The sequence below is a fragment of the Maribacter sp. IgM3_T14_3 genome (genome assembly GCF_049603095.1).
GTDB lineage: Bacteria > Bacteroidota > Bacteroidia > Flavobacteriales > Flavobacteriaceae > Maribacter.
In genome coordinates, this window is sequence record NZ_CP187138.1 from 2,074,891 (window position 1) to 2,089,573 (window position 14,683).

General features: G+C 35.4%; 10 protein-coding genes. 2 read left to right on the top strand and 8 right to left on the bottom strand.

The window, feature by feature from the left end; translation table 11 throughout:
- Window positions 1–23: 23 nt before the first annotated feature.
- Together ACPF9A_RS09415 and ACPF9A_RS09420 are read left to right on the top strand one after the other, a co-directional pair.
- A complete protein-coding gene (locus ACPF9A_RS09415; RefSeq protein ID WP_424003828.1) occupies window positions 24–3,749 on the top strand; it encodes a hypothetical protein in 3,726 nt (1,241 codons plus the stop codon).
- 53 nt (window positions 3,750–3,802) lie between these two features.
- A complete protein-coding gene (locus tag ACPF9A_RS09420; protein WP_424003830.1) occupies window positions 3,803–5,014 on the top strand; it encodes a Pycsar system effector family protein in 1,212 nt (403 codons plus the stop codon).
- 313 nt (window positions 5,015–5,327) lie between these two features.
- Here the strand turns inward: ACPF9A_RS09420 and ACPF9A_RS09425 are convergent, their stop codons facing one another.
- The 8 genes from ACPF9A_RS09425 to ACPF9A_RS09460 all read right to left on the bottom strand — a co-directional run bounded on the left by ACPF9A_RS09425 (window position 5,328) and on the right by ACPF9A_RS09460 (window position 14,677).
- The gene (locus tag ACPF9A_RS09425) at window positions 5,328–6,764 is read right to left on the bottom strand and encodes a rubredoxin (RefSeq protein ID WP_424003832.1); all 1,437 of its coding nucleotides are present in this window, start codon (window positions 6,762–6,764) and stop codon (window positions 5,328–5,330) included.
- Between the two features lie 11 nt (window positions 6,765–6,775).
- On the bottom strand, window positions 6,776–10,306 hold the full coding sequence (locus tag ACPF9A_RS09430; protein ID WP_424003834.1) for a molybdopterin-dependent oxidoreductase: 3,531 nt from the start codon (window positions 10,304–10,306) through the stop codon (window positions 6,776–6,778).
- Window positions 10,307–10,491: 185 nt separating this feature from the next.
- Window positions 10,492–10,764: a type II toxin-antitoxin system RelE/ParE family toxin gene (locus tag ACPF9A_RS09435; protein WP_424003836.1), complete on the bottom strand. Its 273-nt coding sequence runs from the start codon at window positions 10,762–10,764 to the stop codon at window positions 10,492–10,494.
- Entirely contained in the window at window positions 10,754–10,993 is a 240-nt protein-coding gene (locus ACPF9A_RS09440; RefSeq protein ID WP_424003838.1) for a hypothetical protein, read from the bottom strand. Before ACPF9A_RS09440 ends, ACPF9A_RS09435 begins: the two co-directional genes overlap by 11 nt.
- A gap of 167 nt (window positions 10,994–11,160) precedes the next feature.
- Window positions 11,161–11,589, bottom strand: coding sequence for a DUF6526 family protein (locus ACPF9A_RS09445; RefSeq protein ID WP_424003840.1), 429 nt, complete (start codon window positions 11,587–11,589; stop codon window positions 11,161–11,163).
- 162 nt (window positions 11,590–11,751) lie between these two features.
- Window positions 11,752–12,423, bottom strand: a complete 672-nt coding sequence (locus ACPF9A_RS09450) for a response regulator (protein ID WP_424003842.1) — start codon at window positions 12,421–12,423, stop codon at window positions 11,752–11,754.
- A gap of 111 nt (window positions 12,424–12,534) precedes the next feature.
- Entirely contained in the window at window positions 12,535–13,818 is a 1,284-nt protein-coding gene (locus ACPF9A_RS09455) for an alginate export family protein (protein WP_424003844.1), read from the bottom strand.
- Between the two features lie 34 nt (window positions 13,819–13,852).
- Window positions 13,853–14,677, bottom strand: coding sequence for an ABC transporter ATP-binding protein (locus ACPF9A_RS09460; RefSeq protein WP_424003846.1), 825 nt, complete (start codon window positions 14,675–14,677; stop codon window positions 13,853–13,855).
- Window positions 14,678–14,683 lie beyond the last annotated feature (6 nt).

Consider the following 14,683-nt stretch of genomic DNA (forward strand, 5'->3'; position numbering starts at 1 on the left):
AATTATTATCTAATAATTAATATATGATCAACCAACCAATTCAATCAACTTGGGTAAAACATCTCACATTTACCCTTTTATTACTATTAGGTTCTTCCTGTGCTACATTTAAAGAACAAAGCAATATAAATAACGATAAAAGCACAGCAGATAAAGAAGTGACCTATTCATTTTACATTGCTGGCGGACTGGGAAATTCTTCGTCATTACCAAATAAAGCACTATTACAGCGCTTTAAAGAAGAGCTTGATCAAGCTTCAGAAAATAGTACTTTACTATTTACGGGAGATAATATTTCACCAGAGACCAACAATTGGGATAGTGATAGTCTACTTATTAAAACACAATTAGACGTATCATCGAATTTTAAGGGAGAAACCGTTTTTTTACCCGGTAATAATGAATGGAAAAGTTACGAGCTTAAGAAAATCGAAAAGGTTGAAAATTTATTAAAAGATATTGCAAGAGAAAATACTGCGGTTATACCTAATAATGGTTGTCCAATAGAACATAGGGTCATTAACGATGACTTAGATCTTATAATAGTTGACTCCAAATGGTTCGTATCTAATTGGTCTAGAATCGAAGATATCAATAGTAAATGTACAGACATTATTACCCGTAGAAGGTTTATGGAAGAACTTGAGGGTTATATTGGCGATGGGGCAGGTAAAAACATCGTAATTGCAATGCACCATCCAATTTTTACAAATGGCACTTATGCCGGACATACAACCCTTAAAAACCACCTTACTCCAATTCCTGTTTTAGGAACAATCAAGAATACGGTAATGGATTTAGGTGCCTTTAACCCTGAACATGTAAATTCTAGAAGATATAATTACCTAAGAATAGCGGTAAGTGCTTTAGCACAGGCAAACGATAGAATTACACTAGTTTCGGGTCATGAAGAAAGTCTTCAGCTGTTAGAGGGTGGTGGTATACATCAAATCATTAGTGGATCTTTAGGCACAAAAAGTGCAACTAATCTAGGAACCGGCAGAATTACCGCAATAGGTGGGTCTATTGAATACGAAGGTCAATATGCTTTTGGAGATAGAGGATTTGCTAGACTAGATTATTATAAGGATGGAAGTTCAAAAGTTACTTTTATCTCAGAGAATAATCTTGATAAGAATACCGAACTGTCTGTTCTGCCAGAATTTGAACCCAAAAAAGTATATACCCAATTTAGCACAAGCTCGCAATTAACAGAGAATAGTGCAATTTTAGATGATCCTAATGATTATAATAAAAGTGCGGCTTATACATTTCTTTGGGGTGATCGTTATCGTAAATATTATGGTCAACCTGTAGACGCACCAGTTGTAAAACTTGATACTTTATATGGTGGTTTATCTGTAGTTAAAGAAGGTGGTGGTCACCAGTCTTTTTCGCTGCGTTTAGAAGATGCCAATGGCAAACAGTATGCAATGCGTTCTTTACGAAAAAGTGCATTAAAATTTCTAAAATTCAAACTTCCAGGTATTTCATATAATACGGAGGATTATCAAGATACTTGGGCAGAAAAAGCTATTTCTGACTTTTTTACTACTGCTCACCCATACATGCAGTTGGTAATTAATCCTTTGGCCGAATCTGTACAAATTAACCATTCGGACACCGATTTATTCTATGTTCCAAAACAAGATAGTTTAAAGCAATTCAACGAAAATTATGGTGATGAACTTTATTATATAGAAAGAAGACCTTCAGAAGAGCAAGCAAATTACAAAGGTTATAGAAGAAGTATTGATCAAAATTCTGGTAAAGTTGTAGATTATGAAAGTACTACAGATATGCTTGAGAAAATCAAAAGTGATGAATCATATTCTGTCGATGAAAGGGCATTTATACGTGCAAGAATTTTTGATATGTTAATAGGCGACTGGGACCGTCACCAAGACCAATGGAGATGGGTTGAATATGAAAGTCCAGATGGAGAAAAAGAATTTTTGCCGATTCCACGAGATCGTGATAATGCCTTTCCAAGATTTGACGGTAAAGTTATACCCTTTGTAAATTGGTTTGTTCCAAACTCAAGAAATTGGGAAACCTATGATGATGATGTTGATAATGTAAAATGGCTGAACCTTTCTGGTAATAAATTAGACCGTGCCTTATTAACCTCTTTTGGACCTGAGGTTTGGGTCGAAGAAGCTAAGGCTATACAAGATGGTATGACTTCAAATGTAATTGAAAAAGCATTCACCCGATTGCCTAAATCTGTACAAGACGAAACTTCTGAATATATTAAAGAAAGTTTAAAACAACGTCTTTCAACCTTACCTGAGGCCGCAAAAGCATATGCTGAATACCTCAACAAAATCGTAGCTGTAACAGGCACCGAAAAAGACGATATTTTTACCATGACAAAGATGAAAAATGGTGATACAAAGGTTGAAGTCAAACGAATCTTATCAGACGAAAAAGACGAATTAATTTATTCGAGAATTTTTAACGATAGTCTAACCAAAGAACTTTGGGTTTACGGTTTAGGCGATGATGATGTTTTTAAGGTTGAAGGAAGTGAAAACCCTAAAACAAAATTAAGAATCATTGGCGGTTATGGTAAAGACACTTATAAAATCGAAAATAAGAAAAGGGTGAAATTATATGATTGGGAACATGAGAAAATAAATATTGAAGAACTAGAGCCTGCCACATCGTTTACGAATAACTATGAAACAAATACTTTTCATTTTAGATTCTTCGAACCTAATAGCAATATTTTAATGCCAAATATTGGTTTTAGAACAGATGATGGGTTCTTTTTAGGTGGCTCAAATACCTATACTCAAGATGGTATTGACGGCAATACTCTTAAACAACGACATAATGTAAGCGCCAATTACTTTTTTAAATTCAAAGCAGCAGAACTTTCTTATTCTGGCGTATATGGAAGTGTTTTTCCTGGATGGAATTTTGAAATGGACGCCTATTTTGCCAATGATCGTTATGTTAGTAATTTCTTCGGATTTGGAAATGAAACTGTCAATAACGAAGATATGTTGAGTCGAGATTATTATAGGGGTAGAATTAGAACTTTCAAGGCAAGTGCAGGGTTAGCCTTTTACAGTCTTCGTGTAAAAGGTTTGTTTGAATCGTTCAAAGTTGCAAATAACCCTAATCGACTATTTACAACAGGGAATTTAAATGATGCCGTTTTTGATAATCAAAATTATGGCGGCGCTGAACTGACCGGGGAATATGATAGAGATGACGCCGGAGATTTTCCTTCCAAAGCAATATCTTTTAGTTTTGCTGCCGGTTATAAAATGAACATTAATAACAATTCGAACAAATTCGGATATGCCTCTTTAAAGGTAGGTTTTGATCACAAGTTAGAATCAACAGGTAGTTTGGTTTACAGTACAACAGCCGAATATAAAGGATTGTTCGATTATAATGATGTTTACTTTTATCATACCCCATCAATTGGTGGCGCTAATGGCTTACGTGGCTTTAGAGATGAAAGATTTACAGGTAAATCATATTTCTATCAATCATCTGACTTAAAACTGAAGCTTAAAAGCTATGTTACAGCAGTTTCACCAGTTACGATTGGTATGTATGGCGGATTTGATTATGGTAGGGTTTGGATGCCAAATGAAGACTCTAATATATGGCATACATCACAAGGTGGCGGATTTTGGATAAGCAGTCTAAAAGCACTAACCCTTAATATAGGCTACTTCAACTCTAAAGAAAGTAATTTGATTCAGGTTGGTTTCGGTTTGTCCATTTAACACTAGTTTTAATTTTTGTAATTTTCTAAAGTGCAAATCATACCAAAAACACCATGTCTAAAATAGTTTCTACAGTCGAAGAATTTGCCATTAATCTACTAACTGGCAATACTGACCCAAGATATCTTTACCATAATCTTAGGCATACCCAACGTGTTGTAGATGGTACGAAAGAACTTATTACTGGTGAAAAAATTGGTGATGAAGAGAGCGAGCTACTTTTAGTTGCTGCTTGGTTTCATGACCTTGGGTACACTATTTCTATTGAGAACCATGAAGAGCATAGTTGCCAATTATCTAGAGATTTTTTAACCAAGCATAATTGTACACCATCTTTTATTACCAGTGTGTGCGACCTAATTCTAGCAACTAAAAAAGGGTACGAGCCAAAAAATGAATTAGAAAAAATAATTCGCGATGCAGATTCTTCTCATTTTCATGTCAAGAGTTTCATGGTCACGACAGAGTTATTGCGTGAAGAGCTTTCGTCATTAGGAAAACAAAGTATTACATCTGCCGATTGGCGCAAAGAGAATATTGCCTTATTACGAGCCAAACATCGTTTTTATACCGACTACGCTATAAAGAATTGGCAAAAAGGGAAAGACAAGAATATTAAGAGGCTCATCAAAGCAAAAAAGAAGAATAAGGAGCTCATTAAAAAAGAAAGTTTAAAAGCTAAATTTAAAGGAGAATTACCGGATAGAGGCATACAGACACTATACAGAGTTACATTAAGCAATCATTTAAAACTGAGTGATATTGCCGATACAAAGGCGAATATTTTACTTTCGGTTAACGCTATTATCGTTTCTATGGCATTAGCAAATTTGGTTCCTAAATTAGATAACCCTTCTAATGACTATCTATTTTACCCTACATTTCTATTTATCATTTTTAGTGTAGTATCTATGGTGATGTCTATTATAGCTACCAAACCGAACGTGACCTCTGGTCAATTTACAGAAGAAGAAGTTACCACCAAAAAGGTAAATCTATTATTCTTCGGTAATTTTCATAAAATGAAATTACAGCAGTATAATTGGGCAATGTCAGAACTTATTAAGGACAAAGATTATATCTATAGTTCATTAACTAAAGACCTTTATTTTCTTGGGATTGTTTTAGAAAGAAAGTATAGAATTTTACGATGGACGTATACCGTTTTTATGGTAGGAATGATAATCTCAGTAATTGTATTTGGTATTGCGCTGAAGTTCTACGGTCCAGAACGAATATTAGAACTTCCCGTAATGCAGCCCTAAGTAAAACGGCTTTTCTAAATTTAGAAAGAGTAAGTTAAGTGCATTAGTTAGATTCCGAAAGTCATTAGAAATATGCACGTTAAAATTCCGATTGCAGCAATTACTATAGTGAACTTTAAAGCTTTTGCAAAAGCTGGTTCTTTAATTTGATTATTTACATTTACCCTGGTCATGAGCGGTTATTTAGAATTATACAACAAATTTAAATTGAAACATTCTAGAGTTTTAACTTCATAAATGAATTTCTTGTCTCCATTACACTTAATCTAAGTCAATGGCATCATGTAACCTATTATTTTACAGCTAGTTGTCTTTAACTCATTTGTATCATTGCTTCTTTAAACGTAGCTTTTGGAGCCGAACATATTGGGCATTCATACGAATCATCAATATCATCAAACTTGGTACCTGCGGCAATATTAAATTCCTCATCACCGAAAGTTGCATCATAAACCGTTAAGCAATCTTGACATTGATATAACGATTGTGTTGCTTCTACAACTTCAACGCTAGTCGTTTCTTCATAATCATCTACACGACCCAACTGATCAAAGTACATTTTACTAAGCTCCATCAACAACCCAGGCAATTCAATCTTATCGATATCTTGAGCATAGGTAATATACTTTTGACTGTTAGGATCGAAATGCTCAAAATGTAAGACATTGTACGTAGGTCGGACTTCAAATTCTTTAACAATAGTGGGCAAACTATTCTTTTCAATAATCACCGAGGCAAAGTGCGAACGTTTACCCACCTCATTGCTAATACCAAAAGTAAGACCGTAAGTACTTATATCATTTTGATCAAAACTCCGAACCAAATACTTTTTTAACTCTAGCGCTTCGCCATCATCAATAGGCACATGCCAGTTCATCTCTAATTGAGAATGCCTTACATTGATTCCTTTTTTGCCTAAAAAGCGCTCTAAGGCTGGTCTGCTAGATTTTTTTATCCCTTTTACTACAAAAGATTTCCACGGAGTAATACAGATTTTACCAATACTATTATCTAAGCAAAAGCCGCAGAATTCTTTTAAGAAGGATAGGTCATATTTATTATTTCTCCAGTAAAGACCAAGCCAATACATATCTGAACCCAAACGGTTCATACCCTCATAATACGGAAAGGTCTGAAAAGGAACCTTTAATTCCTTTTCCATGGTTTTGTTATTAGTTTCTAAGTTCTTGTTCATCACAAAGAACAACTCATCTATATCGGTAATATCTTCGTAAATCTCTTCGATCTGTTTAGAGATAGAATTGATATCCCAACTATAAATAAGCACAGGATAAAAAGCAGATGATTGCCAGTGTGGTAGTTTAATATTCAAGTACCAATAATCTTCTTGTTCAGATGCTATAAAGTTGAGGTTACCACTAAAAATAGGAACCAAGCGCTGTTTTGGATCGGTAATATTGATTTTCAACTTGGGTAAAAAATCAAATCCTTCTAAAATATATAAGTAGGTAGACCCCTTTAACCAATGCGTCATATCAAAAATATCTGCAGATACATACGAACTGACAATGTTCTGATACGTACGATTTGCAATGATATCTGTATTGAATTTCGAGATACTTTCTAGCTGCTCTTCTTTTGCATCCTTTAGCGGAAACAAAATATCTTGTCGAGACCCAAAATTCACACTTGTAAGTCCTGCAGACTCCAGCATGGTAATAATATCTTTCAATTCACCAGGAGAAGTAACACCACCTTTTATCAATATTCTATGAAGATCATCATTCATGTCTCGCTGTTTTAATTTGCTAATACCAGTTGTTTCTTTAATAAATCTTTTATCTCGGGCTTACAACTACCACAACCCAGACCTGCACCTGTTTCTGAACATAATTTGTTGAAATCCGAACATCCACCTTTTATTGCATCAAGTACATTACCTTCCCCGACCTGACTGCAAGAACAAACCAACTTACCTTTTAGCGGCACAGAGGTCGATGCTCCACGCAGCAACTCATTCCGTTTTTCAGATAGTTCAATCTCTTCTTCTATCAGTCTTTTAAATTCTGCAAATTCATTTTTATCGCCCAATAAAATGGCGCCTTTTAGCGTATCGTCTTTTACAATACACTTTTTATAAAAACGCTTACTTACATCCATTAAAATAATCTCCTCATAAGAAGAATCTCCTATGGGTGAATTCACCATACCGATACTGCAGAGATCCAAATTTTCGAACTTTAAAATGTTCATTAAAACCGAACCATTATAAATACTACTAAAGTCCCCTAGAATAAAGTTAGCCGCAATATCTGCTTGTTGCTCGGCAGCTGAGGTAATACCAAAAAGTGAGTTTTTAAACTCGGCAATTTCTCCCAAAGCAAATATCGATGGATCACTACTTTGTAAATATGAATTTACCACCACACCTCTTCGGGTTTTGATTCCCGTTGGTTTTGCCAATTCTATATTTGGTCTTGTACCAATTGCATAAACTATGGCATTGCACTGAATAGAACGTCCTGTTTTTAGATTTACAGAAAGGCTATGTTTTTGATCCTTATCTTCAAAAACAGTACTTACTTCATTATCGAAATACAGATTTATACCTCTTTCTACTACATCTTCTGCCAATAAGCGACTGGCAATAGTATCTAATTGGCGCTCCATTAAACGTGGTGCGCGTTGAATGATACTGATATTGATGTCTATTTTCTTTAACGCGGCAGCAAGCTCTAACCCTAAAAGTCCGCCACCAACTATAACCACATTTTGGTCTTTAGCCTGCAGTCCGGTCTCTGCGAGGTATTTTCTTAATTTATCGGCATCTCCTCTTTCACGCATCGTAAAACGACCAGGTAATTGTATTTGTACATCGCTAGGTATAAATGCCCTACTACCTGTAGCCATGATCAACAAATCATAGGTGTGCTCATTTCCGTCAGAATCTAAGACCGTTTTATTTTCCGCATCAATATTGTCAATACCAATACCTTTATGTAAAGAGACCTCTAGCTTTTGTAGCTCGCCATCTTTTAACTTCTCTAAGGCTTCCCAAGAAAGCTCATCACTTACATATTCAGGAAGCAAAACACGATTATAAAAAGGATCTTTCTCTTTTGAAAATACGTGTAACTCGTCTATACTATTTTTCTCTCGGTACGATTGTATAAACCGATATGCCGCAGCACCTGCTCCAATTACAACAACCTTCTGTTTTTCTTTTACGAATTTGGTAACCTCAACGGCACAGTACTTAAAATCTGGCTCTTTAGATATGGGATCAACCAAATCGTTTGTTAGGTTATTTGCCCTACCAAAATCATTATTTAATACTTTACCCCAATGCATAGGCAAGAACACAACAGACTCTCGTATATCATAATTAAGCTGCACTTTTACTTGTACTTGCCCTCTTCTACTTTTTACTACTGCAATATCACCTTCCTTAATTTTTCTCAAATAGGCATCTACAGCATTCATCTCTAGATAAGGCTGCGGTATATGGGTCAATAATCTTTTTACCTTACCCGTTTTGGTTCGGGTATGCCATTGATCACGAACGCGCCCTGAATTTAAAATTAACGGATAGTCATTATCTGTTTCTTCAGATTTATTGTAGAGGGTAGAAGGCGCATTAAAATGAGCCTTCTTGTCATTGGTAAAGAACTTGCGATCTGTAAATAATCTTGTTGTACCCTTATGTGTTTTATGTGGCACTGGCCACTGAAAACTTCCTTCATTGATCAAACGTTCATATGATAGACCAGAAATGTCTATTTCAGTGCCTTTTGTTAATAAACAGTGCTCGTCATAGACTTCACTGCTATTTTTATAATCAAAACCTTTATAACCCATTGCCTGTGCAAAACGCCATATAATTTCTGTATCTGGTAATGCTTCACCTGGTGCATCTATAACTTTAGGCAAATGACTAATTCGTCTTTCTGAATTGGTCATGGTACCTTCTTTCTCTAACCAGCCTGCAGCAGGTAGCAAAAGATCGGCAAATTTGGTGGTCTCTGAGTTATGAGATATATCTTGAACTACTACGAATTTTGCCTTTTTTAAAGCTCTTTCTACTTTGTTAGAATTAGGCATACTTACGGCAGGGTTGGTACAAACAATCCAAACTGCTTTTAACTTTCCTTCATCAAGGGCATCGAACATTTCTGTTGCTGTGTACCCTGGTTCCGCTTGAATTTCGCCACCTCCCCAAAAATCTGACACTTCTTTTCTATGTGCAGCATTCCCTAAATTTTTATGTGCCGCCAATAAACTTGCCATACCACCTACTTCTCTGCCGCCCATGGCATTTGGCTGACCTGTCAATGAAAACGGTCCCGCACCGGGTTTGCCTATTTGCCCCGTTAAAAGTGACAAATTTAGTAATGATACATTTTTAGCAACACCAATAACACTCTGGTTCAACCCCATAGTCCACATGCTGATAAACTTCTTGGCATTACCAATAAATTCGGCAGCCTTGCGAATATCCCCAACGGGAATACCACATTTTTTAGCGGCTTCTTTCAATGATAAGGTAAACGCCATTTCTTTAACCGCCTCATAATTTGCTGTGTGCTTTTTTATAAAGGCGGAATCTATTTTTCTTTTCTCAATTAATCGGCGGGCTATGGCATTGAAAAGAATAACATCGGTGCCAGGTAATATCTGTAAATGTAAATCTGCCCCTGCGCACGTCTGTGTTTTACGTGGGTCTACTACAATTATTTTTACCTGCGGATTCTCTTCTTTATGCTTTTCTAATCTTCTATATAAAATAGGATGACACCATGCCGGGTTTGCACCTGCTATCAAGAAGCAATCTGCCAACTCAATATCTTCATATGAAATAGGCACAGAATCTTCGCCCAAGGTTTTTTTATACCCTACTACTGCAGAACTCATGCACAACCTAGAATTGGTATCTATATTATTGGTGCCAATGAACCCTTTTGTAAGCTTATTGATGAGGTAATACTCTTCTGTTAAACACTGTCCTGATACATAAAAACCTACACTATCTGGACCATGCTTGGCAATAATACTTTTAAAAACTGCAGCGGCACGTTCAAAAGCAGCGTCCCAAGAAACACGTTGTAACGGATGATTTCTACTCCATTTCATTTCTGGATACAGAATACGATCTGTAGTATCTTGAGCTACGTAATTTAGATTACGTCCTTTGCTGCACAGCATACCTTTATTAGATGGATAATCGGGATTACCATCTACTGAAATAGTTCCTTTTGCGTCAACATCCACAAGTATACCGCAGCCTACACCGCAATAGGAACATATTGTTTTATGAGTTTTATTGCTATTCATTTTATCAATGATCAAGAATGGTTCAGAAGTATACTGCAAATTATAAAAAGTACGTATAAATACGTACTTTTTTATCGTAAATGTTCTGCGTAAAATCGAGTGATCCGCAATTATTCTGCTTTAAGACTGAGAATGGATCAATAAATAGGAAAGTGAGGTGTTGAAATGTTAAAATAAAGTATCCTTTATTTAAACTTTTGTTTATGATGTAACACCCTTAGTATATAAACGACATCATTATGAATAATAAAATGGATTGAATATCTAAACGTATTAAAATGAGCTCTTCGAACATTTCGATAGTAAATCTGATAAAGAAATGGGTTGGCTTTTAAATATGCTATTTGGCTTTTAAAATCATTATCAAATGTATCCTCTAAACCAGATACTTTATAATGACATTTTGCAGTTAAGAGATCCTTCTCGGCATCTTTTGATACATTAATTTTATATGCCATTCCTACTCATTACTTCTTCAATAGAGGAAAATTCTATTTCATTATTATCAAATTTATTCAATAAATCATCCATCATATCGGTATACTCCTTTGAGGGGACTTCTAGCTTTTTAGCCTGCTCTATAGCTAAAAATTCTAAGTAGTTTTTAAGGCTGCGATTTTGCCTTTTTGCTTCCGCTTCCAAAACAGAGATAATTGTTTCATCTAAGTGTAATTCCTTACGTATCATAATAGAAAAATATTTATACGTACAATTTACGTATAAATATCGAATTTAATACAATTTTATCCTTTACTGAAGTTATGAGCTTTAAATTCTAGATGGTAAGAAATCATGTCACAAACTAGCTCTGGCATGGGCCTGCGTATATAAATTTTTTAGTTAGAGCGCCTAAATTAAACCCTATAATAATCTCCTTTCCAACTTTTGATACTCGATTTAATTTCCTTGGCAGAAAGTTTTTCTTTTAAAGCTTTTTCCATCAAGGATAAAAACTCATCATCGCTAGCGAAACGTAAGGCAATTATTTGAGACATACTCAAATCTGAAGGAAGTAGTTTTCCGGTCATAACATAATGTCTCATATTTTCTTCAGCTCTAATAGCTCTGTCTTGTGCTTTTAAAGGAAATGTTCTCACATACCACGCCATCAGAATCAAGATAATGGCAATTAACACCATTAAAGATGCTAAATACAAGTTTTCTGATGTGGTTCTAAAAAGATGATATACCGATCCAACTAATAATGCAACTAAGGCAACAAATAACACGCCGTGAAACCCTGTTACTAGTTTTCCGTGATTTTTAAAATTCTGATTTTTCATGTTATGATTTTTGATAAAAATACTTGTATTATATGATTTTGCTCAAGTTGTTAGTAGTGATGTGAAGCCATCGATGCGAAAACGTACGTTAAACTATAACCGTTATAGTTTTAGCATGAATGAAAGATGAAAAAAATTCGTTTTAAAGAGAATAAAAATTCTCTAAATCAAATTATGCTTCTGTGCCTTTTTAGAAAGATCTATTAGGTTTTTTACATCCATCTTACGCATTAAATTAAAACGATGCGTTTCAATAGTACGTTTGCTATTCTGTAGTTTTTCTGATATCTGTTGATTCGTTAAACCAGATAAGACCAACTCTAATACTTTCAATTCTTTATTTGTTAAATCAAAAACATTATCAGCACTTTTGCGTGGCTCTTCTTCTTTAACCACTTGTTTTTTAGCTCCCAATAAGTTATTTACCAAAACATTACTTATATCTCCACTAAAGTATTTACCGCCTTCTCTAACAGTATGTATTGCTTTAATGAATTCTGACTTGTCGGTGTCTTTTAATAGATACCCATTAGCGCCCGAACTAATAGATTTTAATATGTATTCTTCTGAGTCGTGCATGGAAAGAATAATGGTCTTCACGCCGGACTTACTTTTGGTAAGTTCAGCTACTGCATCAATACCGTTCATGACGGGCATTCTAATATCAATGATTAGAAGATCAGGATTTACCTTGCCTACCAATTCAATAGCTTCTTTACCGTTCGATGCTTCACCGATCACTTCTAAATCAGATTCGGACTCCAACAAAGAACGGATTCCGTCCCTAACCAAAGCGTGATCATCTGCCAATACTATTCTTGTTATTTCACTCAAAATATAGGTAATTATACGTACCCTGCTAAATTACATATTTTAAAAACAACAATACGGTCTACACAACCAATGCTGCATAGACCGTATAACTAACTAAATTCTTGTAAAACTTTATTCTTTTTTGGTATTCAAAAACTGAGGCTTAATGGTTAACTCTACCCAAGCCCAATTTTGGCTACTTGCCGCTAAATCTTCTGTAACTCCTTTTAGCTCATACATACCGTCCGCAGCAAACATTTGAGAATACCCAACTGCTAACCCATAACCATTGAAAGCCTTTGAAAAGACCAAGTCAATTTCTGTACCCAATGATTTTTCTCCGCTTGGCAATTCTTGTTCTCCACTAAAATTTAAGACTTTAACCAGTAAGCTAGATTTCTTTCCTAAATCGAATTTTGCACTGGCGTGAATATCAAATAGACCTACAGAATTTGCGTGGTTACCTACGTAGAAATAATCCATGAATCCGTTAAACTTATGATTGGTTCCGTATAGTGGAAAAAATGCCTCTGTTTTGTCTGTAGTATCCGCTTTGTTTCCGCTAATAACTTCTGTACCCAAACCTAAAGACACTTTATCACTGACCTTATACCCAAGCTCTAAACCTAGTAAATATGCACCGCCAACCTTTACTTCGTTCTGTCTTTCACCGGTTTGGATAAATGCATTTGCCTCTGCATTAAATTTACCTGCTTTATAACCCAAATGAGTACCTATAGTTTGTAAACTGCTTACACCATCTGCAGCGCTATCAGTATCAAAATTCTGGAAACCATTATTTAATGCCAATATACTACCGGAGAATTTATCCCATTGTTGTTTCGCATATAAGTATTGCATGGTTTTATAGGTAAAAAACCCTGATGTATTATACGCTGTACCTACAGATTGAAACCCTGTTGGGTTATCAAAATCTTGACTAAAAGCAAGACCTACATCTAACATAAACTTATCTTTCTTGTACTTTAAAAGTCCTGCATCATGGTTTCTACCTTGTTGTGCCCAATCCAATCCGCCAAAAATACGTTGGTCATCATATGAAATTACTTGTCTACCTAACTTAGTAGACCAGCCTTTGCCTAAATTAATGTTTGCCCAAGCTTCGAAAACTGCGAAAGAATCGTTTTGATCATCAGGTAGAATTTGTCTATTTTCTCCCCAAACCATCACATCTTGTATGCTTAAATAAAACTGATAAGCCTCAGTTTCATACTTTGCATTTAAACGTGCACGGGTAGAAATTGCGAAACCAGCATCTGCGGCATCGGGAATTAAACTACCAAAACCATGTCTATATTCTGTTCTTGGTCTAAACTGACCGTCTAATGTAAATTGGGCATAAATTGCATTCGCCGATAGCAGCAATAGGGTAATGATTAGATACTGTTTTTTCATAATTTTAATTTTTAATAATTGAGTTAGTTAATGGTTAGTGTTCTAGAAAGTCTATTAGGTGTTTTCTATAGGTGTAATAATCATCGCTTTCCAAAACCGATTTTCGAGTACGGGGTCTTTCAAAGTCTATGGAAAGAATATCTCCTATTTTTGCACTTGGACCACTGGTCATCATAATGACACGATCTGCTAGAAAAATAGCTTCATCAACATCATGTGTAATCATAACCGCGGTAATTTTCTCCTTGTTCCAAATCTCTATAAGAATATCTTGTAATTCTCCCCTAGTTAATGAATCTAACATTCCGAATGGCTCGTCTAGCAAGAGTACTTTTGGCTTTATGGCAAATGCTCTAGCAATACCCACACGTTGCTGCATACCTTGAGATAACTCTGCTGCTTTTTTGTGGAAGGCATTCTCCAAACCTACTTTATGTAAATAGTATTTTGCAATGTCTTGACGTTGCCCTTTTGTTGCATGCGGAAAAACTTGATTTACCCCAAGTAATACATTCTGCAAGGCAGTCATCCATGGCATTAAACTTGGCGACTGAAAAATAACTCCCCTATCTGGACCCGGACCTTTTACAGGATTTCCTAAAACCGAAATATTACCTCCGGAAATTGGATTTAAACCTGCTATCATAGAAAGCATGGTTGTTTTACCACAACCTGAATGCCCTATAATTGTTACAAATTCTTCTTTTAAAATTTGAAGATTCAAGTCTTCGAGCACTACGTAATCTCCCTTTGGCGTTGGGTATACCTTTTTTAAATTAGAAAGGTCAAGCATTACTTTTGATGGATAGACTATGCCATTCTCTGAATATACTTCGTTAGCTTGTTGTGTTGTGTTCATATACTA

What these genes read in the sequence shown, in the direction of transcription:
- ACPF9A_RS09415 (WP_424003828.1), top strand. Translation starts at nt 24, where the DNA reads ATGATCAACCAACCAATTCAATCAACTTGGGTAAAACATCTCACATTT.
- ACPF9A_RS09420 (WP_424003830.1), top strand. Translation starts at nt 3,803, where the DNA reads ATGTCTAAAATAGTTTCTACAGTCGAAGAATTTGCCATTAATCTACTA.
- ACPF9A_RS09425 (WP_424003832.1), bottom strand. Translation starts at nt 6,764, where the DNA reads ATGAATGATGATCTTCATAGAATATTGATAAAAGGTGGTGTTACTTCT.
- ACPF9A_RS09430 (WP_424003834.1), bottom strand. Translation starts at nt 10,306, where the DNA reads ATGAATAGCAATAAAACTCATAAAACAATATGTTCCTATTGCGGTGTA.
- ACPF9A_RS09435 (WP_424003836.1), bottom strand. Translation starts at nt 10,764, where the DNA reads ATGGCATATAAAATTAATGTATCAAAAGATGCCGAGAAGGATCTCTTA.
- ACPF9A_RS09440 (WP_424003838.1), bottom strand. Translation starts at nt 10,993, where the DNA reads ATGATACGTAAGGAATTACACTTAGATGAAACAATTATCTCTGTTTTG.
- ACPF9A_RS09445 (WP_424003840.1), bottom strand. Translation starts at nt 11,589, where the DNA reads ATGAAAAATCAGAATTTTAAAAATCACGGAAAACTAGTAACAGGGTTT.
- ACPF9A_RS09455 (WP_424003844.1), bottom strand. Translation starts at nt 13,818, where the DNA reads ATGAAAAAACAGTATCTAATCATTACCCTATTGCTGCTATCGGCGAAT.
- ACPF9A_RS09460 (WP_424003846.1), bottom strand. Translation starts at nt 14,677, where the DNA reads ATGAACACAACACAACAAGCTAACGAAGTATATTCAGAGAATGGCATA.